This is a genomic window from Subtercola sp. PAMC28395 (assembly GCF_018889995.1).
GTDB lineage: Bacteria > Actinomycetota > Actinomycetes > Actinomycetales > Microbacteriaceae > Subtercola.
Map to the genome: position 1 here is coordinate 1697350 of NZ_CP076547.1, position 24261 is coordinate 1721610.

A 24261-nucleotide genomic window follows, 5' to 3' on the forward strand; every position below is an offset into this window, starting at 1 on the left:
GGTGGAGCGTTCGTGCGGTGAAGCGGTGAAGCGGGTTGCCGTGCGGGGCTGTATCGGTTGTCTAGAGGTCGAGGGCTACTGCGGCATCGAGGGCAGCGACGATGCTGTTGCGCCAGCCGTCCATCAGTTTGGCGGGGTCGTGGTCGTAGAGGCTGGTGCCGTCGACGAGGTTCGATGAACAGGCGCAGATCATGCCGGCTCGCAGCTTGCGCAACCTCGACACCACGAAGAGGGCCGAGCTCTCCATCTCGACGTTCAGAATGCCGAGGCCGTTGAGCTGGGCGATCCACTCGGGCGTCTCGGCGTAGAACGCGTCGTCGGAGCAGTTGATGCCCGACAGCACGGCGTAGTCCTTGCCTTCGGCCAGCGCGTCGGCTGCCTGTTTGAGGGCGATGGTGATTTCGAGGTCGGGTACTGCGGGGAACCCGGGGTGGGCGTAGGCGGCGGTCGTTCCGTCGTTGCGCAGCGATCCCTCGCTCACCAGCAGGTCGCCGGGGTTGATGCCGGGTTGCAGGGCCGCCGAACTGCCGACCCTGATGAACGAGGTGACGCCGACCCGGGCAAGTTCTTCGACCGCGATCGCTGTCGACGGGCATCCCATTCCCGTGGAGGTCGCCGTGATGAGCTTGCCCTTGTAGTACCCCGTCATGGTGCGGTGCTCGCGGTTGTGAGCCACGTCTGTCACGTCGGTCAAGAACTCGGCGATCAGGGGCACACGGAAGGGGTCGCCCGGTAGCAGGGCGACCGTGCCTACCTCCCCAGGGGCGATTCCGATGTGATACTGCCGGGCGTTCTTGCCGGCTTCGGCTTTGTCGATGATCTCTGACATCACGGTTCTTTCGTGTCGTTCTGGGTGGATGCTGCGCCGTGATGTGTGGCGACGGATGCCCGGCTGGCGGCCGGCGAGCGGAGGAGAAGTTGCGCTGCTTTACTTACCGCTCGACTTGCCGGCGTTCGGCCCCCACTTGGCGAGAACCGCTGTCTCGACGAAGGTCGCGAGCGTGTACAGCAAAATGGACACGAGCGTGATGACCACCACGATCGCCCAGATCTCGTTGTACTGCGACTGCGATTTTGCCGTGGTGATGGCGGCACCGAGACCTTCGTAGGTGAAGAGCCATTCGTAGAGCATGGCTCCGGTGATCGCACCGGGCACCGCGATGCGCATCGAGGCGAAGAAGTACGGCAGAGCCGTGGGAATCGCCACCTTGCGCATGATGGTCAGGCGGCTGCCGCCGTAGACCCTGATCAGGTCGACCGACTGCGCGCTCACCGAACGGAAACCGAGCGTGAGGTTGACCAGCAGCGGGAAGAAGACGACCACGCCGCCGATGAAGGCCGCCGTGACGAGCCCGTTGCCGAACACGAGGAAGATCACGGGCGCCATCGCGAGCAGCGGCACCGTGCGCAGGAGCATCGCAATCGGCATGAACATGAACTCGATCGGCCGGATGAGCGTGAACACGATCGAGATCAACACCGAGGCTCCCACCCCGAACACGAAGCCGACGGCCGCGTGCCCGAGCGTCACCCAGAGCAGGCTGCCGATCAGTTCGCGGTTCTCCAGCGCCGTGGTTTTGCTCTTCGGGTTGTCGACGAAGAGGTAGTTGAAGACGTCGGCTGGGGTCTTGGCAATGAACGGGCTGGCATGAAGCAGCTGGATCGCCAGGCTCCAGAGCAGCCCCAGAATGATCGCCGAGACCAGAATGGTTCCGAGGCTGGTGGCGGTTCGCCGCAGCACGTATTTCAGCGTCGCCGCAGTCTGCGGGTTCATGGTGCGCCGCTGGATGCGGGTTGCCTGTGCGGGGGTGGCGGTGGCCATCAGAAACCCTCTCCTGCGCGTGCATCGCCGGCCGACCACGGCGCAACGAGGCGGCCGATGCGCCCGATCACGAAGTAGGCAAGGCCCGCGACACCGGCGCAGATCAGTGCGATTGCCCAGAGGTGCACCGACGCTGCGGTGGCCTGGGCGGCGAGCAGAAGAATGCCGATGCCGGAGTCGACACCGACCAGGAAGTACTCACCGAGCACAGCGCCGAGAAAGGCAGCCGGTGCGGCGAGTTTCAGAGCGGCGAGGATGCTCGGCAGGGCTGCGATCAGGCGGACCTTGCGCAGCTGGGTGAACCGGCCACCACCGTAGGCGCGAACCACATCGAGCTGCGTCTCGCTCGCTGCGTTCAGGCCCAGCAGGGTGCCGATGACGGTGGTGAAGATGACGCTGAGCGCGGCCAGGAAGATCGAGGTGGTACGGCTGCTCGCGGGGGAGAGCAGCGTCACGATCGGAGCGATGGCGGTGAGCGGGATGCACGAGCACACCACGGCCAGCTGTACCGAGAGACCTTCGAACCACGGGATGACCAGAACGAGGAATGCCAGGAAGAACGCAATCAGGTTTCCCCAGAGAAAGCCCCAGGCGGCGGAGGTCGCGGTCACGCCGATGGCGTTCCAGAAGATCGGGTCGGTGAGGTCTGTCACGAGCTGGCCGAATACCTCGAACGGGGGCGGAACGGAGCCCGTGACCGAGAAGAATGTGACCGCGATGAACTGCCAGGCAGCGACGATCAGAATGATTCCGAGAATCGAGCCGACCCAGGGCGGCATCGACTTGACCGACGACAGCGACCCGCGGAAACCCGCGCGCGCAGGCCCGCGGGCGGTCTCTGCATCGATCGCGATGCTCTCGCCGAGTTCGTGCTCGGTCTCCATCTTCAGATCAGTCATCGGACACCGTGCCATGGGCGCCGAAGAGGATCTCGGAGATCTGGTCGACATAGGCGTGGAATTCGGGGGTGCGCGTGAGTTCGGGAAGGCGCGGGCGCGGCAGGTTGATCTCGACGACCTCGGCGATGCGGCCGGGCCGTGCGCTCATCACAGCGACGACGTCGGAGAGAAAGACGGCTTCGCTGATTCCGTGGGTGACCATGAGGGTCGTGGCGGGCTTCTCGCCCCAGATGCGCAGCAGTTCGACGTTCATGCGCTGGCGCGTCATGTCGTCGAGAGCTCCGAAGGGTTCGTCGAGCAGCATGATGCTCGGTTCGACAGCAAGGCACCGGGCGATCGAGACTCGCTGGCGCATTCCGCCGGAGAGCTGGGCCGGTTTGGCGTTCTCGAAGCCAGACAGACCGACGAGCTTGATCAGATCGTCGACGAGCCCGGGTCGCGGCGTGATGCCCGCGACTTCGAGGGGGAGCCTGATGTTCTTGGCGACCGTGCGCCAGGGCAACAGCGCTGAATCCTGGAAGGCGATGCCGGTCTCGTGACCGCGCTGCACGTCTGCCGCGCTCTTGCCGTTGACGATCACCGTACCGGCGCTGGGCTTCTCCAGCCCAGCGAGAATGCGCAGGATCGTCGACTTGCCACAGCCGGAGGGGCCGAGCAGAGTGAGGAACGAGTCCTTCTTGGTGCCGAGGTTGATCTCGGAGAGTGCCTGCACGGTCTTGCGGCCGAGAGAGAAGGTCTTGGTCAGGCCCTGGATGTTGATGCCGGTCGCGAGCTCTGGCATTGCTGCCGGATCGCTTGTTGCAGTGGCGAGTTGCGCCTGCTCGGGGAGTGAAGTGACCATCACTTATTCTGCTCTTTCTCGGGTCTTGAAAACCAGTACAGCTGTGTTAAAGAATGCTGGGCTGTCGATACCGGATAGTGCGCGGTACCGACAGCCCAGTGGGTTACGCGGTGGGAATGGTGAAGGTGGTGATCAGCTCGGGGTGCTCGGCATAGACCTCTTTGAGGAGGCTCATGTCGAAGAGCTGGTCGGCCGTGATGACGGTTCCCATGGCGGCGAGCGACTTGATGTTCTCGGCGATCAACGCGTCGGTCATCGTGAAGAGACCGTTCTTGTTGACGTCTGCCGTGAGGATGAGGCCGTTCTGCGCGGTGGCTTCTTCGGTCTGCTCGGTGACGTCGAGCTTCTGGTCGACACCGTACTTGGTGACAGCGAGGTTCGCCGAGCCGGCGGGGTCCTTGACCGCGTCGGTCCAGCCCTTGATCTCAGCAACGAGGAACGCCTTGAGCAGGTCGCGCTTGTTGTCGATCGAGTCCTGCGTGACCGTGTAGGTCTCTGCCACGAACGGCAGGCCGTTGTCGGCGAAGCCGAGGATGACGGGTGTGAAGCCGTCTTTCTTGGCCAGGATCGGCTCGTTGGTGATGTACGACATGTGGGCGTCGTACGCGCCGGTCTCCAGGGGAGCGATGTCGTACTGCGTGGTGACGAGTGTCACGTCTGCGGTCGTGAGGCCGTTGGCAGCGAGGAAGCCCTCGAACGTGGTCTGGTTGCCGCCGGACTGCACGCCGATCTTCTTGCCCTTCATGTCGGCGATCGTCTTGATGGGGGTCTTCTCTTCGAGCGACAGGAGGCAGAAGGGGTTCTTCTGGTAGGTCGAAGCGATGACCTTCAGTGGCGCGCCCTGGAGGATCGACGGAGCGGTGATCGAAACGCCGGAGAGGCCGACCAGCGACTGGCCGGAGAGCAGGGTTTCTTCGGCACCCGTCTGGCCGCCACCGGCGAGCAGGGTGACCTCGGAGAAACCTGCGTCGGTGTAGTAGCCCTTTTCGGTGGCGTAGTACTCACCGGCGAACTCGATGTTCTTGATCCACGACAGCTGCAGTGCGATCGTGCCGTAGGCGCCTGGAGCAACACTCGCGCCGGCGGTCGCCGCTGCGGTCGAAGCGGCTGTGGTCGAACCAGTCGAGCAGGCCGCGAGAACGGCGGTGCCGCCGATGGCGAGGGCGCCGAGGCCGCCGATGCGGAGGAATGAGCGCCGGTCGAACGGCTTGCTGAGGGCAGGTGGGGGGGTGAAGGCGTTCAAAGGATCTCCCAGTGTGTGCGGTCGGGTGTGAGACGTGCTCAAGCAGAAAAGCATTCGTTGTGCCGTGAAACTTTTCTACATCGTGACGGAAACGCTAGCTCGCGATTGTTACCGCAGCATTTCGGCGGCGTTGCCTTCGGTGCACCAAGCTGTGAATCGCTAACGTCGAAGCTATGACTGAACCGAAGCTGAGCGATGGTGCTGAAGCCGAATCGCAGCCCCGCAGCCAGCAGCTCCTCGACAACATCATCGGCTACGTGCTCGAGAACGGGGTCAGCCAGCTCACCCTGCGAACCCTCGCCCAGGCTGCCGGTTCGAACAACCGCATGCTGCTGTACTACTTCGGTAGCCGCGAGAACGTGATCGTTGCCGCGCTCGAGGGTGCGGAGGACCGGTTCCCTGGCATGAGAGCGATCATCCCGAACCTCGGCGACCACAGCACTCCACTAGAGAAGCGCCTCTTCGAGGCCTGGCAGACCATCGCCGACCCTCTCAACCGCCCGTTCCATCGGCTGTTCTTCGAGATCTTCGGCATCGCAGGCTTCCAGCACCAGCAGTTCACCGACCTGCTCACGGCTATCAGCACCGAATGGGTCGCGCATGTGGCGGCAGCCTTCGAGCACGAAGGGGTGCCGGATGCCGTTGCCCTCGTCTTTGCGCACGAACTCGTCGCGCTCTGGCGCGGGCTCCAGGCGACCCTGCTCAGCATGGGCGATGAAGTTCTCGTCAACCGTGCTGCCGTCGAGGCCACAGCGGCCCTGCTCGCCAGAGTGCGCCTGGCCGCTGTGTGACGGCCGGATTCCTCCCATGTTAAGAGTCTGTTTCGTGGCTTTACCTTTCATGAACCATTTGGTTCACTGAGGATGAGGCCGTGACCCGTCGGGCGGCCACCCTCTTTCAGAATGGAAATCGTCAGGCATGAAACAGATTCACTTGGGAGTATTCGAAGTAGCAGGCCCGCAGGTCGGTGGCACCCTCAGCTGGCCGCACCCACGCAGCGACTCGCTCCGCTACCACGAACTCGACTTCTGGATCGGAATGGCCAAGACCCTCGATCAGGCTGGTTTCGACTTCCTGTTCTTCGCCGACGGCTTCGGGTTCCCGGCGATCGACGGCGACCTGCCGGAGCTGGCGGCCCGCGGAGGCATCAACTTTCCGGGGATCGATCCGTCGCTGCTGATTCCGACGCTCGCCAGGGAGACGGAACGCCTGGGGTTCGTGGTGACGAGTTCGACCGGCCTCGATCATCCATTGCAGACCGCCCGGCGGTTCGCCACCCTCGATCACCTCACCGGCGGCCGCATCGGCTGGAACATCGTGACGGGAGCATCGGCGAACACCGTCGCCGATCTGTTCGGGCACAACACGATGAAGGCGCACGACGACCGTTACGACCAGGCAGACGAATATGTCGACCTCGCCATGCAGTTCTGGGAGGGATCGTGGGAAGACGATGGCTTCGTGGGTGACAAAGAGAACCAGGTGCTGGCCGATCGCTCGAAGATCCACCGCATCACCTTCGAGGGGCAGCACTTCCGTTCGACCGGGTACTTCACCGTCGACCCGTCGCCACAGCGCACCCCTGTGCTGTTCCAGGCCGGCACCTCGGCCAGGGGCCGTGCCTACGCTGCCCGCAACGCCGAGTGCGTCTTCGTGCAGGGCACGACGGTCGAAGCGACGAAGGCCAATGTCGCCGACATCAGGGCGCGCGCAGCGGAGTGGGGCCGCGACCCCGATTCGCTGAAGATCATGGTCGGGCTCACGGTGACCGTAGCCGAGACCAGCGAAGCGGCTGCCGCCCAGCGCAAGGAGTTCGACGACCTGCAGACCGACGAGGTCGTTGCGGTGCTCTACGCCGGAAACACGGGTATCGACCTGTTGTCGCTCGACCCAGCTCGCGACCTCACCCAGCTGCGTGACGATGGCGGCGTGGTGGGCCAGATGGGCCAGAGCAACATCGACCGGTTCCTGCCGAAAGACGGCAGCCCGGCGCCGACTGTGCGCGAGATCCTCGACCAGCTCCGTGGTCGCGGAACGAGGGGCCTGCAGCTCACGGACAGCACGGCCGAGGTCTGCGACCAGCTCGAATACCTCGTCGACGAGACCGGGCTCGACGGCTTTCTGCTCGAGCCGATCTTCGCGCCGGCCGACCTCGAGGACTTCGCACGCCTCGTGGTACCGGAACTCCGTCGCCGCGGTCGCATGCCGGCCGAATCCGGCACGGGCTCACTGCGGGAGCAGGTGCTGGGGCGCGAGGGTGCACACCTCTCCGACGATCACCCGGGCAAGCGGTTCTCGTTCTCTTCAGCGCTTGCTGCGGAGGTCGGTGCTTGATCGACGCTGAACCCGAACCCGCTGCCCGTCAGCTCGCCCGCCGCACCGTCGACGGCGAGCTCATCGAGTGGCTCGACGTTCCCGATCGGGCTGCGATCCTGGGTCTCGAACCGCACCCCGAGGGCGGCTGGTACCGGCGTACCTGGGCCTCGGGTTCCGGAGTGGTCGTCGCTGGCGAACCTCGCCCGGCCGCAACGATGATCTACTTTCTGCTCCCTCCGGGCGAGGCATCGGCCTGGCACGTCGTCGCGTTCGACGAGATCTGGCTCTGGCACGGGCCGGGCGCGGTGCAGCTCGAACTCGGTGGTTCCGGTGAAGCGCCACTGACTACTGACGAGCTGACCCTCGGGCCCGCGATCGAGCAGGGCGAGCATCCACAGCTCATCATTCCTGCCGGGGTGTGGCAGCGTACGCTGCCCTCAGCCACCGAAGCGCTCGTCACCTGTGTCGTGTCGCCCGGCTTCACCTTCGACGATTGGAAACTGGCCGAATGACCACCTCCCCGCCGACCAGGCAGACGCCTGCACCCGCTCAGCTGCTGACGGCCGATTTCGTCGTGACGATGAACGCCTCGAACGAGATCATCACGGGCGGCGCGGTGCTGGTGCGGGGCTCCGTGATCGAGGCGGTGGGCCGGGCATCCGATCTGCTTGCCGCGAACCCGGGCGTGCCGGTCACGGCGATGCCCGACCGGCTCCTCATGCCCGGCCTCGTCAACGCCCACCACCATTCCGGGCTGCTGCGCGGCACCGCGGAGCACCTGCCGGTGTGGGAGTGGCTTCGCCTGCACATCGACCCCATGCACCGGGTGCTGCGCCCGGAGGAGGCAGAGGCCGCCTCGTGGCTGTGTTACGCCGAAGGGCTGCTCGCGGGCACCACCACGGTGGTCGACATGTGGCGCTACATGCAGGGAAGTGCGCGTGCAGCCGAGGCCCTCGGCAACCGCCTGGTCACCGTCAACTACGTCGGAGCGCACCCCGACTACGACTACTTCGACACGCTCGACGACAACGAGGCGATGCTCGAGCAGTGGACGGGGGGAGCGGGCGGCCGCATCTACCCGTGGGTCGGGCTCGAGCATCCGTTCTATGCCGATGAGGCCGGGCAGGCGCGCGCGATCGCCCTGGCAAAGGAGTACAACACCGGGCTCTACACCCACTGCAGCGAGTCAGAGATCGAGGTCGCCGAGTTCGAGAGCCGCTACGGGGCAAGGCCGATGTTCGCGCTCGACAAGCTGGGCTTCTTCGACGTACCGAAGGCGATGATCGCCCACGCGGTATGGCTCGACCAGGCCGAGATCGAACTGATCGCGCGCCGAGGGGTCGGCGTCTCGCACAACCCGGTGAGCAACATGAAGCTCGCGAGCGGCATGGCGCCGGTCGCCGAGTACCTGGCAGCCGGGGTCGCGGTCGGCATCGGCACCGACGGCGAGAAGGAGAACAACAACCTCGACATGTTCGAGGAGATGAAGGTCGCCTCCCTTCTCGGCAAGCTGCGCACGATGGATGCTGCGGCCATGGACAGCTGGGACGTGCTGCGTATGGCGACCATGGGTGGGTCGCGGGCGCTCGGCCTCTCGCACGAGATCGGGTCGCTCGAACCGGGCAAGAAGGCCGACCTCATCGCGGTGCGCACCGACACCCCGCGCATGACACCGCTGCTCGGCGACGGGCCGTACGCGAACCTGCACCACAACCTCGTGCACGCCGTGCGCGGCAGTGACGTCGACCTGACGATGGTCGACGGGAAGGTGCTCGTCGAGGGCGGCGAACTGCTCTCGGCCGATGTGCAGGAGCTGATCGCCGCAGCCCGTGCCACCGTGCCTGGGCTCTTCGAACGGCGTTCGGCGTACCTCGCGAGCGGCGATGAGCCCGCCGGCCTGTTCGAGCCTTCAGAATAGTCACCATGACGAACGCCATGTACACGCTGCCCAAGGCCGAGCTGCACCTGCACATCGAGGGGACCCTCGAGCCCGAGATGGTCTTCGCCCTGGCCGAGCGCAACGGAATGGAACTGCCCTTCGCCAGCGTCGACGACATTCGCAGCAGGCTCGACTTCACCAGCCTGCAGCCGTTTCTCGACCTCTACTTCGAGTGCGGGGCAGTGCTGCGCACGCAGCAGGACTTCCATGACCTGGCCGCGGCCTACCTCACGCGCGCACACGAGCAGGGTCTGCGCCACGTCGAGATGTTCTTCGACCCGCAGGGCCACACCGCCCGCGGGGTGCCTGTCGACGCGGTGATCGATGGGCTGCTGACCGCGCTCGCTGAGGCGCAAGAGAAGTGGGGCATCACGGGCGGGCTCATCATGTGCTTCCTGCGCGACCTCCCCGTCGAGTCGGCGTTCGCCCTGCTCGACTCAGTCGCGCACCGGGTGGGCGACCTCATCGGTGTCGGCCTCGACTCGACCGAGGTCGGGTACCCGCCCGAGCTGTTCGAGCAGGTGTACGCCCACGCCCGGTCGCTCGGGCTGCATGCGGTGGCCCATGCCGGTGAGGAGGGCGGCCCGGAATACGTCTCCGGTTCGCTCGACCTCCTGAAGGTGGAGCGGGTCGACCACGGCATCCGCAGCCTCGAAGACCCCGAGCTCGTCGAGCGGTTGCGGGCTGCACAGGTGCCGATGACGGTGTGCCCGCTCTCGACGGTGCGGTTGGCCGGCGTGCCGACGATGGCCGATCATCCACTGCCCCGGATGATCGAGGCCGGGCTGCTCGTGACCATCAACTCTGACGACCCCTCGTACTTCGGCGGGTACGTAGGCGACAACTACCTCGCGATTCAGCAGACGTTCGGCTACGACAACCTCGCAATGGCCGGCTTTGCGCTGAACTCGGTCACGGCGTCGTTCGCCTCCGACGAGCGCAAAGACGAGTTGCGCGAAGAGATCGCCGCCTGGGGTGCGAAACACGGCTGACCCTCCGTCGCGTTGCGGCTGCCGTTTGTTCGTCCACTCGTTCGTCCAGACCGGTCGCGGCGTGCACGCTGCACGTGGTGTCGCGTGTGGACGAACGAGTGGACGGGTGTGTGCCCGTCGACGTCGTCAGAGGGCGGTCGCCCAGGCTGTGATCGCGGGGTAGAGCTGCTCGATGGTGCTCGCGCGGTACGTCGGCCGGGCATCCGGGGCCGCGAAACGTTCGATGAGAGCCGTTTCGCAGCCGAGCGCCGCCGCCGGCTCGAGGTCGTTGCGCCAGATGTCGCCCACGCTGAGCAGACGCCCTGGCGAGTCGGCCAGGTCGTGCGCGGCCAGCAGGCCGTCGAGAATGGCGCGCATGCCTCCCGGTTTGCCAGCCGAGGTCACCAGTTCATCGAAGTACCCGTAGAGCCCCAGTGTTTCGAGCTGCTGCTCGACGCCGTTTCGCGGTGCATTCGTGACGAGCACGACGTGCACGTGCTCGGGCAGGCCGGCCAGCAGCTCGGCGAGGCCGTCGGGCGCGAACGTCTCGATTGCGCCAGAGGCCAGCGCGTCACGGCTGCCCTTGTAGGCGGCAGAGAGCTGCGCGTCGGTGATTCCGGATGCCCGGGCCAGCCTCTCGGCGGCCGCATACCCGTCGGCGCTCCCCGCGATCAGTGCCAGCGCGTCGAGCAGTGCGGGCAGCACATCGCCGCCTCGGGGCCCCGACATGGGCGATTCGGAACGCGAAGGACCGTGCTCGCCGTCGAGAAACGCGCCCACCGCCGCGCGGATGAGTCCCTGCCGCTGCGGCAGCGGCCCGGAATCCCTTTCTCCTGGAACCTGAACTTCGGAGGCATGTTGCTCGATGATCGCCTCGTGACCGAGTGCCTCGTCGAGCAGGCGGGCATAGCTGAACACCGGCTCGTCGCCAAGGCAGACGGTGCCATCGAAGTCGAGCACCAGGATTCGCGAAGTTGTCGTCACCCTTCGATCATGCCTCCCCTTGAGCGGCCGGTGCGACACCACCCCCAGCAACTCTTGCGTCGTTCTCGTATCTCCCGCGCAGTCAAGCGCCCTTCCCCTACCGGTCCAAAACGCACGCCCCGTGACCGCGGGGAACTCGGCGAGTATCTTGTTACCCATGGCAAGCGAAGCAGTGGTGCTGAGTGTGGATGGCCCCAATGGTGTGCGCGACGTGCGTCTTTCGAGCCCCAGCCGCGTGCTCTGGCCGGAACCCGGCATCACGAAACTCGACCTGGCGAACTACATCGTCGAGGTCGGCGACGCGTTCGTTCGGGCCAACGGCGACCGGCCGGTGTCTCTTCAGCGATTCCCCGGCGGCATTGACGGCGAGCAGTTCTTCTCGAAGAACCCGCCGAAGGGCGCGCCGGATTTCGTGCGGGCGGTGCCGGTCGTCTACCCGAGCGGGCGTACGCATCCGCAGCTCGTCATCGATGAACCCGCCGCGGCGGTCTGGGCCGTGCAGATGAACACGGTCGTTTTTCACCCGTGGGCGTCACGCGCCGAGACGAGCGACTTCCCCGACGAACTCCGCATCGACCTCGACCCGCAGCCCGGCACCGACTTCGGTGACGCCGTCCCCGTGGCCTTCGAGCTCCGGGCTGTGCTCGCTGAGGCCGGCCTGACGGCGTTCGTCAAGACCTCGGGCAACCGCGGCATCCACGTGTTCGCGCCGATCGAGCCGACGCTTGAGTTTCTGGATGTTCGGCACGCCGTCATCGCAGCGGCCCGTGAGCTCGAGCGACGCCTCCCGGCGGCCGTCACCACCGCGTGGTGGAAGGAGGAGCGCGGGACGCGCATCTTCGTGGACTTCAACCAGGCCAACCGCGACCGCACGATGGCCGGCGCGTACAGCCCACGTGCGTTGCCAGGGGCTGCCGTCTCGTGTCCGCTCGAGTGGGATGAGCTCGGCGCGGCCGACCCGAAGAGCTACACGATTCTCACGGTACCGGAGCGGTTGCGCACGGTGGGTGACCCGTGGAAGGCGCTCCACGAGCATCCGGGTACCCTCGACGTGCTGCTCGGGTGGTGGGCGCGCGACCTCGAGTCGGGGCTCGGCGAGCTGCCCTTCCCGCCCGACTTTCCGAAGATGCCCGGCGAGCCGCGGCGGGTGCAGCCGTCGCGGGCGCGCAAGCCGGCCGCTGCCGACCCGCAGTAGCCCCACGCCTGACGACTCAGGCCAGAACCTCGCTCAGGTCGTACGCGACGGCGCGGTCGAGCTGGTCGAACGTGCACGACGCGGCGTCGCGGTCGGGTCGCCAGCGAAAGAACTGGGCGGTGTGCCGAAAGCGCGAGCCCTCCATCTGGTCGTAACGCACCTCGGCGACGAGGGTGGGGGTAAGTCGCACGAACGACATATCCTTGCTGCCCGAGAACCTGTTGCGTTCCGTCTCGCCGCGAATGATCTCACCCGAAACGTCTCGCAGCACGAACGGCGCCAGTTCGTCGATGAGTTCGCGACGGCGCACGTCGGTGAAGGCCGACGCTCCGCCCACGTTCTGCAGAACCCCTTCGTCGTCGTAGAGCCCGAGCAGTAGCGAGCCCACGCCGGCACCACTGGCATGGATCCGGTAGCCGAGCACGACCACGTCGGCAGTTCGGTGGTGTTTGGTCTTGAGCATGACGCGCTTGTTCGGTGCATACGCGGCTGCGAGCGGCTTGGAGACGACGCCGTCGAGCCCCGCGCCCTCGAATTCGACGAGCCAGCGCCGCGCGACACCGACGTCTGAGGTCGTCTGCGAGAGGTGCAGCGGCGCGGCCAGGTGGGTGCCGAGTTCGCTGAGAGCCGCCCTTCGTTCGCTGAACGGGCGGTCGAGGCAACTCACCTCTCCAATGGAGAGAAGGTCGAAGGCCACGAAGAGGGCCGGAGTCTCGACGCTCAGTCTCGCGATGCGGCTGGCGGCCGGGTGGATGCGCGCAGAAAGCGCCTCCCAGTCGAGCCGTTCGGCGCCGCTGGCCCCGGTGCGAACCGCGATCTCACCGTCGAGAACGCAGGGGCCCGGCAGCTGCTTGGCGAACGCGGCGACGAGCTCAGGAAAGTATCGCGTGAGCATCTTCGAACCCCGGCTGCCGATCTCGACGGTCGTTCCGTCGAAGTAGACGATGCCGCGAAACCCGTCCCATTTCGGTTCATAGCTGAGCCCGCCTGCGACAGAATCCGGTGCTGGAACCGTGTCGACGGCTTTCGCGAGCATCGGTGCGACGGGTGCGGCGGCAGAGGGGATCATGGTTCGATCATCCTCTCGTCTGCGGCGTTGCGACAGGGAGCGAAGGGGGAGCAGAAAGGGCTTGACGAGACATGCTCACAGGTCGATAGTTGTTCGCAAGTGAGAGGGGATTCTTATGAGCATCATCAGCACTGAGAGCACCAACACCACCACCGGCACGGAGATCAGCACCGACACCAGCACCATGCTCACCTGCCTCAGCTGCGGCATGCCGATCGAGTCGGGGGAGTACTGCGACCACTGCACCGATGAGACCGGCGCGCTGCAGAGCTTCGACGATCGCTTCAGCCGCATGACCCAGTGGCAGTTGCGCTCGAACCCGGGCGAGACGCAGCAGGAGGCCGAGCAGGCCACGCTGGAGTACCTGGCAACGATGCCGGCTTGGCGCGATCATCCGCGGGTCGTTGCCCCCGAGTAACCGATACAAGCGTGTGGTGCGTTGTGGCCAGGCGGCTGCCGCGAGCACGACGCGTTCACGAACTACCGTGGCTTCTCTTTCGAAACGCGATATAGCTTGACTTTGTGCAGGGCCTGACGTACCGTCTTTCCATACCAACACGCGATATATCGCGTTTGACGATGGGAGACCGGCATGGCGCTGGAGAAATGGCTCGTAAACGGGCCGAAGATCATCGACCTCGAGCTCGTACGCTCGGTCAAGATCAGCCTGATCGGCGGCAAGATCGACGTGATCGGCCACGACGAGCCGGGTGCACGCGTCGAGATCCACTCCGTTCAGGGCAAAGACCTGAAGGTTTCGATCGACGGTGACCTGCTCGAGATCGATCACCCTCAACTGCGCTGGGACAACTTCATCGACGTGTTCGCGTCGTTCAGGGGCTCGGCAAAGGCCGACATCAGCCTTCTCGTTCCCCGTGACGTCGCGATGAAGTTCGGTGTGGTGACGGCAAGCGCCCTGATCTCGGGCATGACCAATGACGCGCGTATCAGCACGGTCTCAGGCGATGTCGTGATCGACAACGTCACCGGCGACCTCGAACTCAACACCGTCAACGGCGAGATCTCGGTGAGCGACCATCGCGGCGTCGTGGCCGTTCACACTGTCTCGGGCGACATCACGGTGAGCGGGCAGGTGCGCCGGTTCTCCTGCGACGGCGTCGCGGCCAACGTCTTCCTCGACCTCAACGGAGACGTCGACACCCTCGACAACAACACCGTGAGCGGCGACTTCACTGTGCGTCTCGACGCCGGACTCGGGGCACGGTACAACCTGAATACCGTCTCCGGAGTGCTCTCTCTCGACGGCTCGACCTTCAGGGGAACCCACGGCAAGGGCAACAACTTCACCACGGGTACCCTCGACGGCCGCTTCGTCGAAGTCCACGCAAATTCCGTCTCGGGCGACATCACGTCGATCCGGCGTGCGTCGGACGCTCCGGCTGCTCCGGCATCGGGCGAAGCGACTCCCGATGCTGGGGCGACGGTCGAACCCGATGCGGCGGCAGAACACGAATCGCAGGCCAGCGCGTGAACCCCGTCTTCGGCCACGGCCACCTTCGGTTGTACCTGCTCAGTCTGCTCGCCGAGCATCCTCGCCACGGCTATGAACTGATCCAGGCACTCAGTGACCGCTTCGGCGGAACCTACAGCCCAAGCGCCGGTACCATCTACCCCCGGCTGGCCAAACTCGAGGAGGAGGGTCTCGTCACGAAGTCCGCAGACGGTCGCAAGACCATCTACGAGATCACCGTCGCCGGCCGCGCTGAGCTTGCCGCACGCAGTGACGAGCTCGATTCGATCGAAGACAACGTCACCGACACGGTACGGATGCTCGCCGACAGTGTTCGCGCAGGCGTGAACACGGCCATGCGGAGCCTCCGCGCCGACCTCGCCTCTGCTGCCCGAGAGGCGTCACGCACCGACACCCGCTCGAATGCTGGGCGCAGCTACGCCGGTCCGGCGTCGGGAGCGCCGGCAGGGTCAGCGCCAGACGCCGCAGCGGGCGAATTCAGCTCCGGTGTAACCGGCTCGCCCACGGGAACTGCCGGAGCATCGTCCCCGAGCGCCCCGACGTCTGACGAGCAGCGCCGGGGCAACACCGATGCGCTTCGTGAAGCTGAGACCGCGCTCGCGACGTTCCGGGCAAAGGTTCGCGCCGACCTGCGCAAGCACGCCGCGAAGGGTGCTGTGCCGCCCCAGGCCGTGCGACAGCTCACCGATGAACTGACCCGCATCCAGGCCGAGCTCCACGCGAACCTGTCTGCCCGCTGACGAAGCGACCAAGCGACCAAGCGGCTAAGCGACCAATCGTCGGCTCTGAGTCAAACCAACGCAAATACTGTGTCGGTCTGGCTCAGGGTCGACGATTGCGTTGTTTCTCGCCGGTGCTCTGCGGTTGACAGGTTCGGGTTCCGGAGAGGAGTCCGCCGTTTCGGGTTCGGTTGCTCCCAGGAGGGCAGGGAGAAGTTCCTGTAGAATCTCTCAGTGAAGGGGAGTATCCCGATTCACCGTTGTCGTCAGTACGGTCTCCGTCGTCGGAGGCCCGGTCGCGGTGGCATGAACGGTCATCAGTGTATGACCAGGCATGCGGGAGAGACTTTCGCCGATTTGCGCTGCCCGCACACGTGGTGGCCGAACGCGAAAGGCACCACTGAATGACCGCCCTGCCCCTCTGGTTCGAGATCTCGTCGCTCGTCGTTTTGACGCTGATTCTCATCGCCGATCTCCTGCTGGTGATCAAGCGGCCGCACATCCCCTCCGCAAAAGAGTCGACGCTCTGGGTCGTCTTCTACGTCGTGCTCGCCCTGATCTTCGCCGGTCTGATCTGGGCGATCGGAGACAGCCAGCACGCCGTCGAGTTCGTCGCAGGCTGGCTCACCGAGTACAGCCTGAGCATCGACAACCTGTTCGTCTTCGTCATCATCATGGCAAGGTTCGCCGTGCCGCGAAAGCTGCAGCAGGAGGTGCTGATGGTCGGCATCGTCATCGCCCTCATCCTGCGCGCCATCTTCATCGTGCTCGGCGCTGGACTCATCGAGAACTTCAGCTGGATCTTCTACATCTTCGGTGCGTTCCTTCTCTACACCGCCTTCAAGCAGGCCTTCGGCAATCACGACGATGACGCCGAGCAGAAGGACAACCTCGTCACGCGCATCCTGCGCAAGCGAGTCGCACTGACGCCCGACTACCACGGCACGAAGGTGTCGGTGAAGATCGACGGCAAGAAGTTCTTCACCCCGATGATCATCGTCTTCATTGCGATCGGCTCGACCGACCTGCTGTTCGCGCTGGATTCGATCCCTGCGATCTTCGGAATCACCCAGAGCCCGTTCATCGTCTTCGCTGCGAACATCTTCGCGCTGATGGGTCTCCGGCAGCTCTACTTCCTGCTCGGGGGGCTGCTCGACAAGTTGGTATACCTGCACTACGGAATCGCGTTCATCCTCGCGTTCATCGGCGTCAAGCTCGTTCTGCACGCACTTCACGAGAACGAACTGCCGTTCATCAACGGCGGCCAGCACATCGAGTGGGCGCCCGATATCAGCACGCTGACGTCGCTCATTGTGATCATCGCCTCGATGGCCGTAGCGACGATCGCGAGCCTTCTACGCATGCGGCACGATGCCCGAAAGGGAATGATCGAGGCACCCCGCCGTTAGAATGAGCGGATAGTCACGCGTATTTTCTAAGGTGGAGAGAAGTATGTCAGAAGTGCAGGCACGCACCCTTGCTGAGAAGGTGTGGGACGACCACATCGTCGTCAAAGGCGAAGACGGCAACCCTGACCTTCTCTACATCGACCTCCACCTCGTGCACGAGGTCACGAGCCCGCAGGCGTTCGACGGCCTGCGTGTCGCGGGTCGCCCGGTTCGGCGCCCCGACCTGACGATCGCCACCGAAGACCACAACACGCCGACCCTGGCCATCAACAAGCCGATCGTCGACCTCACGAGCCGCACGCAGATCGACACGCTGCGGGCCAACGCCCGCGAGTTCGGTATTCGCCTGCACTCGCTGGGTGACGTCGAGCAGGGCATCGTGCACGTGGTCGGCCCACAGCTCGGTCTGACGATGCCCGGCATCACCGTCGTCTGTGGCGACTCGCACACCTCGACGCATGGCGCGTTCGGTGCCATGGCATTCGGTATCGGTACCAGTGAGGTCGAACACGTTCTCGCCACGCAGACCCTGCCGCTGAAACCGTTCAAGACGATGGCGATCACCGTCGAGGGAACGCTGCGCCCCGGTGTGACGGCCAAAGACATCATCCTCGCCGTCATAGCGAAGATCGGAACCGGCGGTGGGCAGGGCTATGTGCTCGAATACCGCGGGTCGGCCATCCGCTCGCTCTCGATGGAGGGCCGCATGACGATCTGCAACATGTCGATCGAAGCGGGCGCCCGGGCGGGCATGGTCGCGCCTGACCAGATCACCTTCGACTACCTGGAGGGTCGCCCGCACGCGCCGGCCGGCGACGATTGGAACGAGGCCGTCGCCTACTGGAAGACCCTCACCACCGATGAGACGGCTGTCTTCGACGCCGAGGTGTTCCTCGACGCCGACACGCTCGAGCCGTTCGTGACCTGGGGGACAAACCCTGGCCAGGGTGTCTCGCTGAGTGAGAACGTGCCGGACCCCGCGCAGATCACCGACCTGAACGAGCGTGCCAGCGCCGAGCGTGCCCTTGAGTACATGGACATCGCGGCAGGTACCCCGATGAAGCAGATCGCGGTCGACGCGGTGTTCATGGGTTCGTGCACCAACAGCCGAATCGAAGACCTGCGTGCCTTCGCCTCGGTCATCAAGGGCCAGAAGAAGGCCGAGAACGTTCGCGTCATGGTCGTTCCGGGCTCAGCGCGCGTGAGGATCGAAGCCGAGGCCGAGGGAATCGACAAGATCGTCGAGGCATTCGGGGCGGAGTGGCGATTTGCCGGCTGCTCGATGTGCCTGGGCATGAACCCCGACCAGCTGGCTCCGGGCGAACGCTGCGCCTCCACGTCGAACCGCAATTTCGAGGGCCGCCAGGGCAAGGGTGGTCGTACGCACCTGGTGTCTCCGCTTGTCGCTGCCGCGACCGCGATCAGGGGAACGCTCTCAAGCCCGTGGGACCTCGACAACGACGATCAAGCCCCGAGCTCGAACACCGACGTCTCGAACCTGACCACAGCGAAGGCGGTCTGAACCATGGAAGCAGTTTCGGTCATCACCGGCGTCGCGATGCCGCTGGCGCGTTCGAATGTCGACACCGACCAGATCATTCCCGCCGAGTTCTTGAAGCGTGTCACGAAGACGGGCTTCGAAGACGCCCTCTTCTATCGCTGGCGACAGGACCCCGATTTCGTTCTCAACGACCCCGATTTCACCGGCAGCCGCATTCTGGTCGCCGGCCCCGACTTCGGCACCGGCTCCAGTCGGGAGCACGCTGTCTGGGCGCTTCGCGACTACGGTTTCGACGCGGTTCTCAGCTCGCGGTTCGGCGATATCTTCCGCGGCAACTCCGGCAAGCAGGGGCTGCTCGCCGCCGAGGTCTCCGAAGCAGACATCGAGAAGATCTGGGCGGCCATCGACGAGGCTCCGGGCCGTGAGATCAGCGTCGACCTGAACACGAAGACGGTCACTGTCGGGGACTTCACAGTCGATTTCTCCATCGATGACTACACTCGATGGAGGCTGCTCGAAGGACTCGACGACATCGGGCTCACTCTGCGAAGTGAAGAGCAGATCACCGAATTCGAACGTCACCGGCACAACTGGCGACCGAAGACCCTCCCAGTGAAGTAGGTAACAACCTCTATGAACACACTCCTTCAAGATGCTCAAAAGCTCGATGCGCAGAAGGCGGCGGCACACGTGGGTCTTGCCTCTGACACGATCATCGTCAACGGTGGCCGGCCCCTGCGTGGCCGCATCGATGTGCGCGGCGCCAAGAACCTGGTGACCAAGGCCATGGTCGCGTCGCTGCTGGGCGACACGAAGAGTGTCTTGAGAGACGTTCCCGACATCAGCGACGTGCACGTCGTCTCGCGCCTGCTGGAGATCCACGGCGTCGAGATCACGGGCAGCCCGGAGTCGGGCATCCTCGTTCTCGACCCCGCCAACGTGGCCATCGCCCAGAGCGCTGAGATCGACGCATTGAGCGGGTCGAGCCGTATTCCGATTCTCTTCTGCGGCCCGCTGCTGCACCGCCTGGGGCACGCGTTCATCCCTGACCTCGGTGGCTGCCGCATCGGCGACCGGCCGATCGACTTTCACCTCGACGCCCTGCGCGCGTTCGGCGCTGTCGTCGAGAAGCTCCCGAGTGGCATCAACATCACGGCCCCCAACGGGCTCAAGGGTGCCAACATCGAGTTGCCCTACCCGAGTGTTGGTGCGACCGAGCAGGTACTGCTGACCGGGGTTCGTGCCCAGGGCATCACCGAACTCAAGAATGCGGCAATCGAGCCCGAGATCATGGATCTCATCGCTGTGCTTCAGAAGATGGGCGCGATCATCTCGATCGAGCCGAACCGCGTCATCCTCATCGAGGGTGTGGACGCGCTCAAGGGCTACGACCACCGAGCGCTGTTCGACCGTAACGAGGCGGCGAGCTGGGCATCCGCTGCTCTGGCGACCAAGGGTGACATCTTCTGTGTCGGGGCCAAGCAGCAGGAGATGATGACGTTCCTGAACGTCTTCCGCAAGATCGGTGGCGCATTCGACATCGAAGAAGACGGCATCCGTTTCTACCACCCTGGCGGAGACCTGAAGCCTGTCGTCATCGAGACCGACGTGCACCCCGGCTTCATGACCGACTGGCAGCAGCCGCTCATCGTCGCACTCACGCAGGCGGTCGGCACCTCTGTCGTGCACGAGACCGTCTACGAGAACCGCTTCGGCTTCACCGAGGCACTGGTCGACATGGGCGCGAACATAGAGGTACACAAAGACGGGCTCGAAGGCGGTTACCGCCGGGTACCCCGCCGTGCTCTCGAACAGGCTGCTGTGATCACGGGCCCCACGAAGCTCCACGGTGGTGACATCGAAGTGCCAGACCTGCGCGGCGGGTTCAGCCACCTGATCGCGGCACTCACGGCCGACGGTCGCTCGCGCGTCAGCAACGTCGGCCTCATCAGCCGCGGCTACGGCGACTTCGCCGGAAAGCTCGAGAAGCTGGGAGCCGACTTCTCCTTCGAGGCATAGACGCAGGCCGTGGCGTCTGAAGATCCGGCACAGCCGGCCGGCGAGCCCCGCCGACGATCCGAGAAGGGTCTCGCCTTCTCGTTGATGGCAGCCCCTGCGCTCGTCTTCGTGAACTCGATCGCGAAGCTCGACGTCCGAGGGGGCGAAAAGCTGCCGAAGACCGGGGCTTTCGTGCTCACCCCCAACCACTACAGCAACTTCGACCCGGTGATCGTTGGCGGGTCGGTGTGGAAGCTCGGCCGGGCGCCGCGGTTTCTTGCAAAGGCCTCCCTCTTTCGTATTCCGGTGCTCGGCGGTGCCCTGCGCCTGATCAAGCAGGTTCCCGTCGAACGCACAGGTCGAACGAGTGCGGGTTCGGCCCTGGGCGCGGCCCACGACCTCGCGTCGACAGGTGAGGGCATCATCGTGTATCCAGAGGGCACGCTCACGCGCGAGCCGGGTCTCTGGCCGATGCGCGGCAAGTCGGGAGCCGTGCGAATCGCGCTCGAGAACGGTGTGCCGATCATCCCTATGGCTCACTGGGGCACGCAGGCGATTCTGCCGCGGTATTCGAAGCGGCTCAGCGTGTTTCCGCGCAAGACCGTACTCATCGCCTACGGGGAACCCGTCGACCTCGACCGATTCCGGAGTGTGCCTCTCACGCAGAGTGCGCTCTCTGAGGCGACAGAGCTCGTGATGCAGGCGATCACCGCGCTGCTCGAAGATCTGAGGGGCGAGAAGGCCCCTGCCGAACGCTGGAACCCTGCCGCTCACAACCAGACCGAATTCGGGGCACTGTAATGGCAAGGAAAGCACGGGCGATTCCCGTTCCACTCAGGCAGGTCAGCGTTCTCGGCGCCGGCAGCTGGGGCACGACGTTCGCGAAGATCCTCGCCGACGGCGGCAACGACGTGACGCTCTGGGCCAGGCGCCCTGAGTTGGCGAGGGAGATCAATCAGGCCAAGCGCAACAGCGACTATCTCCCTGGCATCAACCTGCCCCCGAGCATCCGCGCCTCTGCCTCGCTCGAACAGGCGGTGGGCTCATCATCGCTGATCTTCGTGTCGATTCCGAGCCAGTCGCTGCGGTCGAACCTGGCAGCGCTGAAGCCGTTGCTCGGGCCGGAGACCGTGGTGGTCAGCCTGATGAAGGGTGTCGAGAAGGGCACGGGCCTCCGCATGAGCCAGGTTCTCGAAGAAGGCCTCGGCATCGACCTTGACAGGCTCGCCGTCGCCTCGGGGCCGAACCTCGCCCTCGAGATCGCCAGGGAGCAGCCCACCGCCGCCGTCGTGTCGTCTGCCAGCCTCGCCACGGCCGAGGCCGTCGCTATGGTCGCAACCAACCGGTACTTCCGTTCGTTCGTCAACACCGACGTGATCGGCACCGAATTCGGCGGGGTGCTCAAGAACCTCATCGCGGTCGCGATCGGCATCGTCGACGGTGTGGGCTACGGCGAGAACACCAAGGCCTCGATCATCACACGGGGGCTCGCCGAAATGACGGACTTCGCGGTTGCCTACGGCGGTCATCCTGAGACGATGTCGGGGCTCGCGGGGCTCGGCGACCTCATCGCGACCAGCAGCTCTCCGCTGTCACGGAACAACACGGCGGGTCGCCTGCTCGGCCAGGGGTACAGCTTCGCCGACGTCATCTCGCGCATGCAGCAGACCGCAGAGGGGCTGGCCTCCGTCGCCCCGATTCTCACGCTCGCCGCGGCGCGCGGAGTCGACATGCCCATCGTTCAGCAGGTGAGCCAGGTGCTTGCCGGTACGCTGAATCCCCGGGACATCGCTCCGCATCTCACAACCGATTCACTCGAACCCCAGGGCGAAAGGCCGAACGATGGCAGAAAAGACCGTGGTGGTGCTGCTCTTTGGCGGCCGTTCAAGCGAGCATTCGATCAGCTGCGCAACAGCGGGCGGGGTACTCCGGGCGATTGACCGTTCGCGCTACGAGGTCATCCCCGTGGGGATCACCGCCAGCGGCGCGTTCATTCTCGAAGACGACGACGCCACGAAGTTCACGCTCGACCGAGCCAAGCTGCCCACCGTCGAAGACAACGGCACCCGGGTGCACTGGCCAGAGAGCACCGCGACGCGCGAGCTCACGGTGAGGGATGCCCGGGGCCAGACCCGCTCGCTCGGCGCCGTCGACGTGGTGTTCCCGATCCTCCACGGGCCGTTCGGCGAAGACGGCACTGTGCAGGGCCTGCTCGAGCTCGTCGGGCTCCCGTATGTCGGCTCAGGCGTGCTGGCGTCGTCACTCGGCATGGACAAGCACTTCACCAAGACCGTGCTCGTGCAGGCCGGCATCGCGGTGGCACCGTGGCACACGATCTCGGCGAGGGAGTGGCTTCGCTCACCCGTTGCGGTGCTCGAGGCCGTCTCCGACCTCGCACTGCCCGTCTTCGTGAAGCCGGCCCGCGCCGGGTCGTCGGTCGGGGTCAGCAAGGTCAAGAGCTGGGACGCATTCTCCGACGCCATGCGGGTCGCCCTGGCCGAAGACGACAGGGTTCTCATCGAGGAGGGCATCGTCGGTCGCGAAGTCGAGTGCGGGGTGCTGGGGTCTCTCGACGGGGCTGCGCCCCGGGCATCCGTCGCCGGTGAAGTCGTGATGACCGGGAGAGAGTTCTACGACTTCGACGCGAAATACCTCGACGCACCGGGAATCGACCTGGTCTGCCCGGCCGACCTCGGGGCCGACGAACTGGCTGAGATGCAGGAGCTCGCCGTGCGGGCCTTCACGGCGATCGGATGCGCGGGGCTGGCCAGGGTCGACTTCTTTCTGACGCCCACAGGGTTCGTCGTGAACGAGATCAACACGATGCCCGGGTTCACGCCGATCAGCATGTTCCCCGCCTGCTGGATCGCCTCGGGCATCTCGTACCCGCAGATCATCGACGAGCTCATCGCGCTCGCCCTCGAACCCTGACGGTTCGACTTTCCCGAAGGAGCAGCGAATTCGCTGATTTCGTGCACCTTCGGGAAAGTCGATCCTGCGTCTTAGGGGATGTAGTTGAATTCGTCGGGGTTCGGGCCGGTGCGCTCGTCGCGGTTCAGCGCGGTGATCGCAGCGACGTCGTCGTCTGTCAGCTCGAAGTCGAAGAGGGCGAAGTTCTCCTCCACGCGCGAGCGCGTGACCGACTTGGGGAACACGATGTCGCCGCGCTGGATCGCCCAGCGGAGCGTGACCTGTGCCGGCGAACGGCCGAGGCGTTCGCCGATCGACACGATCACGGCGTCGTCGAGCACCTTGCCCTGCGCGATGGGCGACCAGGCCTCTGTGGCGATTCCATGGGAAGCGTTGAACGCACGAACGTCGTCCTGCGTGAGGTACGGGTGCACCTCGATCTGGTTCACAGCAGGCACGATGTCGGTCTCGTCGAAGAGACGCTGCAGGTGGTGTGGCTGGAAGTTCGAGACGCCGATCGACTTCACGCGGCCTGAAGCGAGCATCTCCTCCATTGCCTTCCACGTTTCGACGTAGTCGCCGACCGCGGGCAACGGCCAGTGGATGAGGAACAGGTCGAGGTAGCCGAAGCCGAGCGACTCGAGGGTACGGTCGAAGGCGTCCAGGGCATCCTGCCTTGCATGGAAGCCGTTGTTGAGCTTGCTGGTCACGAAGAGGTCTTCGCGGTCAAGGCCGGATGCGGCAACGGCCTCACCGACGCCCTTCTCGTTGCCGTACATCTCGGCGGTGTCGATGTGCCGGTAGCCGACCTCGAGGGCCGTCAGCGTCGCTTCTTTGGTTTCGGACGGATCGATCTGGTAGACGCCGAAGCCCAGCTGGGGGATCGTGGCGCCGTTGTTCAAAGTAACAGTGGGAACAGTCATGAAAGCAGGGTACGCCTGACCGGCCCGTCG

General features: G+C 65.1%; 24 protein-coding genes. 16 read left to right on the plus strand and 8 right to left on the minus strand.

The window, feature by feature from the left end; all coding sequences use genetic code 11:
• Positions 1–61 precede the first annotated feature (61 nt).
• The 5 genes from KPL76_RS07870 to KPL76_RS07890 form a co-directional block, all read right to left on the minus strand.
• Entirely contained in the window at positions 62–829 is a 768-nt protein-coding gene (locus tag KPL76_RS07870) for a nucleoside phosphorylase (protein WP_216332015.1), read from the minus strand.
• A gap of 99 nt (positions 830–928) precedes the next feature.
• On the minus strand, positions 929–1822 hold the full coding sequence (locus KPL76_RS07875) for an ABC transporter permease (protein WP_216332018.1): 894 nt from the start codon (positions 1820–1822) through the stop codon (positions 929–931).
• The gene (locus KPL76_RS07880) at positions 1822–2721 is read right to left on the minus strand and encodes an ABC transporter permease (protein ID WP_216332020.1); all 900 of its coding nucleotides are present in this window, start codon (positions 2719–2721) and stop codon (positions 1822–1824) included. Before KPL76_RS07880 ends, KPL76_RS07875 begins: the two co-directional genes overlap by 1 nt.
• Positions 2714–3502, minus strand: a complete 789-nt coding sequence (locus tag KPL76_RS07885) for an ABC transporter ATP-binding protein (protein WP_216336217.1) — start codon at positions 3500–3502, stop codon at positions 2714–2716. Before KPL76_RS07885 ends, KPL76_RS07880 begins: the two co-directional genes overlap by 8 nt.
• 163 nt (positions 3503–3665) lie before the next feature.
• Entirely contained in the window at positions 3666–4805 is a 1140-nt protein-coding gene (locus KPL76_RS07890; protein WP_253201948.1) for an ABC transporter substrate-binding protein, read from the minus strand.
• Between the two features lie 173 nt (positions 4806–4978).
• Between KPL76_RS07890 and KPL76_RS07895 the strand changes: the two genes are divergently transcribed.
• The 5 genes from KPL76_RS07895 (at position 4979) to KPL76_RS07915 (ending at position 10052) form a co-directional block, all read left to right on the plus strand.
• Positions 4979–5596: a TetR/AcrR family transcriptional regulator gene (locus KPL76_RS07895; protein ID WP_216332024.1), complete on the plus strand. Its 618-nt coding sequence runs from the start codon at positions 4979–4981 to the stop codon at positions 5594–5596.
• Between the two features lie 127 nt (positions 5597–5723).
• Entirely contained in the window at positions 5724–7139 is a 1416-nt protein-coding gene (locus tag KPL76_RS07900) for an NtaA/DmoA family FMN-dependent monooxygenase (RefSeq protein WP_216332032.1), read from the plus strand.
• Complete coding sequence (locus KPL76_RS07905; protein ID WP_253201949.1) at positions 7136–7633, plus strand: cupin domain-containing protein; 498 nt, start codon at positions 7136–7138, stop codon at positions 7631–7633. The genes KPL76_RS07900 and KPL76_RS07905 overlap by 4 nt, the downstream gene beginning before the upstream one ends.
• Positions 7630–9039, plus strand: coding sequence for an amidohydrolase family protein (locus tag KPL76_RS07910; RefSeq protein ID WP_216332034.1), 1410 nt, complete (start codon positions 7630–7632; stop codon positions 9037–9039). The genes KPL76_RS07905 and KPL76_RS07910 overlap by 4 nt, the downstream gene beginning before the upstream one ends.
• A gap of 5 nt (positions 9040–9044) precedes the next feature.
• Positions 9045–10052: an adenosine deaminase gene (locus KPL76_RS07915; RefSeq protein WP_216332042.1), complete on the plus strand. Its 1008-nt coding sequence runs from the start codon at positions 9045–9047 to the stop codon at positions 10050–10052.
• A 126-nt stretch (positions 10053–10178) separates the two neighbouring features.
• On the opposite strand, the gene KPL76_RS07920 is transcribed toward KPL76_RS07915, so the two are convergent.
• The gene (locus KPL76_RS07920) at positions 10179–11015 is read right to left on the minus strand and encodes an HAD family hydrolase (RefSeq protein WP_216332044.1); all 837 of its coding nucleotides are present in this window, start codon (positions 11013–11015) and stop codon (positions 10179–10181) included.
• 157 nt (positions 11016–11172) lie between these two features.
• Between KPL76_RS07920 and ligD the strand changes: the two genes are divergently transcribed.
• Positions 11173–12210 (plus strand): non-homologous end-joining DNA ligase, encoded by a 1038-nt coding sequence (ligD, locus tag KPL76_RS07925; protein ID WP_216332046.1) that lies wholly within the window; start codon positions 11173–11175, stop codon positions 12208–12210.
• Between the two features lie 16 nt (positions 12211–12226).
• Here the strand turns inward: ligD and KPL76_RS07930 are convergent, their stop codons facing one another.
• Positions 12227–13279 (minus strand): ATP-dependent DNA ligase, encoded by a 1053-nt coding sequence (locus tag KPL76_RS07930; protein WP_216332048.1) that lies wholly within the window; start codon positions 13277–13279, stop codon positions 12227–12229.
• Between the two features lie 115 nt (positions 13280–13394).
• Here KPL76_RS07930 and KPL76_RS07935 point away from each other — a divergent pair, with 115 nt between their 5' ends.
• The 10 genes from KPL76_RS07935 (at position 13395) to KPL76_RS07980 (ending at position 23329) form a co-directional block, all read left to right on the plus strand.
• Positions 13395–13697, plus strand: a complete 303-nt coding sequence (locus KPL76_RS07935) for a hypothetical protein (RefSeq protein ID WP_216332050.1) — start codon at positions 13395–13397, stop codon at positions 13695–13697.
• Positions 13698–13871: 174 nt separating this feature from the next.
• Positions 13872–14771 carry a DUF4097 family beta strand repeat-containing protein gene (locus tag KPL76_RS07940; RefSeq protein WP_216332052.1) on the plus strand — a complete coding sequence of 300 codons (900 nt, stop codon included), beginning with the start codon at positions 13872–13874 and terminating at the stop codon, positions 14769–14771.
• Positions 14768–15511 carry a helix-turn-helix transcriptional regulator gene (locus tag KPL76_RS07945; RefSeq protein WP_216332054.1) on the plus strand — a complete coding sequence of 248 codons (744 nt, stop codon included), beginning with the start codon at positions 14768–14770 and terminating at the stop codon, positions 15509–15511. The genes KPL76_RS07940 and KPL76_RS07945 overlap by 4 nt, the downstream gene beginning before the upstream one ends.
• Positions 15512–15894: 383 nt before the next feature.
• Positions 15895–16899, plus strand: coding sequence for a TerC family protein (locus tag KPL76_RS07950; RefSeq protein WP_216332056.1), 1005 nt, complete (start codon positions 15895–15897; stop codon positions 16897–16899).
• A 43-nt stretch (positions 16900–16942) separates the two neighbouring features.
• The gene (leuC, locus tag KPL76_RS07955) at positions 16943–18421 is read left to right on the plus strand and encodes a 3-isopropylmalate dehydratase large subunit (RefSeq protein WP_216332058.1); all 1479 of its coding nucleotides are present in this window, start codon (positions 16943–16945) and stop codon (positions 18419–18421) included.
• Positions 18422–18424: 3 nt separating this feature from the next.
• On the plus strand, positions 18425–19021 hold the full coding sequence (gene leuD, locus KPL76_RS07960; protein ID WP_216332060.1) for a 3-isopropylmalate dehydratase small subunit: 597 nt from the start codon (positions 18425–18427) through the stop codon (positions 19019–19021).
• 12 nt (positions 19022–19033) lie between these two features.
• Positions 19034–20419, plus strand: a complete 1386-nt coding sequence (gene murA / locus KPL76_RS07965; RefSeq protein ID WP_216332062.1) for a UDP-N-acetylglucosamine 1-carboxyvinyltransferase — start codon at positions 19034–19036, stop codon at positions 20417–20419.
• 9 nt (positions 20420–20428) lie between these two features.
• Positions 20429–21199: a 1-acyl-sn-glycerol-3-phosphate acyltransferase gene (locus tag KPL76_RS07970; protein ID WP_253201950.1), complete on the plus strand. Its 771-nt coding sequence runs from the start codon at positions 20429–20431 to the stop codon at positions 21197–21199.
• A complete protein-coding gene (locus tag KPL76_RS07975) occupies positions 21199–22338 on the plus strand; it encodes an NAD(P)H-dependent glycerol-3-phosphate dehydrogenase (protein WP_216332064.1) in 1140 nt (379 codons plus the stop codon). Before KPL76_RS07970 ends, KPL76_RS07975 begins: the two co-directional genes overlap by 1 nt.
• Positions 22241–23329, plus strand: coding sequence for a D-alanine--D-alanine ligase family protein (locus KPL76_RS07980; protein ID WP_216332066.1), 1089 nt, complete (start codon positions 22241–22243; stop codon positions 23327–23329). The genes KPL76_RS07975 and KPL76_RS07980 overlap by 98 nt, the downstream gene beginning before the upstream one ends.
• Positions 23330–23400: 71 nt before the next feature.
• Here KPL76_RS07980 and KPL76_RS07985 read toward each other — a convergent pair whose 3' ends face one another.
• The gene (locus KPL76_RS07985; RefSeq protein WP_216332068.1) at positions 23401–24231 is read right to left on the minus strand and encodes an aldo/keto reductase; all 831 of its coding nucleotides are present in this window, start codon (positions 24229–24231) and stop codon (positions 23401–23403) included.
• Between the last annotated feature and the right edge of the window lie 30 nt (positions 24232–24261).

Coding starts and splice junctions, on each gene's coding strand:
- KPL76_RS07950 (WP_216332056.1), top strand. CDS start 15,895: ATGACCGCCCTGCCCCTCTGGTTCGAGATCTCGTCGCTCGTCGTTTTG.
- KPL76_RS07935 (WP_216332050.1), top strand. CDS start 13,395: ATGAGCATCATCAGCACTGAGAGCACCAACACCACCACCGGCACGGAG.
- KPL76_RS07930 (WP_216332048.1), bottom strand. CDS start 13,279: ATGATCCCCTCTGCCGCCGCACCCGTCGCACCGATGCTCGCGAAAGCC.
- KPL76_RS07975 (WP_216332064.1), top strand. CDS start 21,199: ATGGCAAGGAAAGCACGGGCGATTCCCGTTCCACTCAGGCAGGTCAGC.
- KPL76_RS07885 (WP_216336217.1), bottom strand. CDS start 3,502: ATGCCAGAGCTCGCGACCGGCATCAACATCCAGGGCCTGACCAAGACC.
- leuC (WP_216332058.1), top strand. CDS start 16,943: ATGTCAGAAGTGCAGGCACGCACCCTTGCTGAGAAGGTGTGGGACGAC.
- KPL76_RS07940 (WP_216332052.1), top strand. CDS start 13,872: ATGGCGCTGGAGAAATGGCTCGTAAACGGGCCGAAGATCATCGACCTC.
- KPL76_RS07895 (WP_216332024.1), top strand. CDS start 4,979: ATGACTGAACCGAAGCTGAGCGATGGTGCTGAAGCCGAATCGCAGCCC.
- KPL76_RS07880 (WP_216332020.1), bottom strand. CDS start 2,721: ATGACTGATCTGAAGATGGAGACCGAGCACGAACTCGGCGAGAGCATC.
- KPL76_RS07910 (WP_216332034.1), top strand. CDS start 7,630: ATGACCACCTCCCCGCCGACCAGGCAGACGCCTGCACCCGCTCAGCTG.
- KPL76_RS07915 (WP_216332042.1), top strand. CDS start 9,045: ATGACGAACGCCATGTACACGCTGCCCAAGGCCGAGCTGCACCTGCAC.
- KPL76_RS07870 (WP_216332015.1), bottom strand. CDS start 829: ATGTCAGAGATCATCGACAAAGCCGAAGCCGGCAAGAACGCCCGGCAG.
- murA (WP_216332062.1), top strand. CDS start 19,034: ATGAACACACTCCTTCAAGATGCTCAAAAGCTCGATGCGCAGAAGGCG.
- KPL76_RS07900 (WP_216332032.1), top strand. CDS start 5,724: ATGAAACAGATTCACTTGGGAGTATTCGAAGTAGCAGGCCCGCAGGTC.
- KPL76_RS07985 (WP_216332068.1), bottom strand. CDS start 24,231: ATGACTGTTCCCACTGTTACTTTGAACAACGGCGCCACGATCCCCCAG.
- KPL76_RS07875 (WP_216332018.1), bottom strand. CDS start 1,822: ATGGCCACCGCCACCCCCGCACAGGCAACCCGCATCCAGCGGCGCACC.
- leuD (WP_216332060.1), top strand. CDS start 18,425: ATGGAAGCAGTTTCGGTCATCACCGGCGTCGCGATGCCGCTGGCGCGT.
- KPL76_RS07980 (WP_216332066.1), top strand. CDS start 22,241: ATGGCAGAAAAGACCGTGGTGGTGCTGCTCTTTGGCGGCCGTTCAAGC.
- ligD (WP_216332046.1), top strand. CDS start 11,173: ATGGCAAGCGAAGCAGTGGTGCTGAGTGTGGATGGCCCCAATGGTGTG.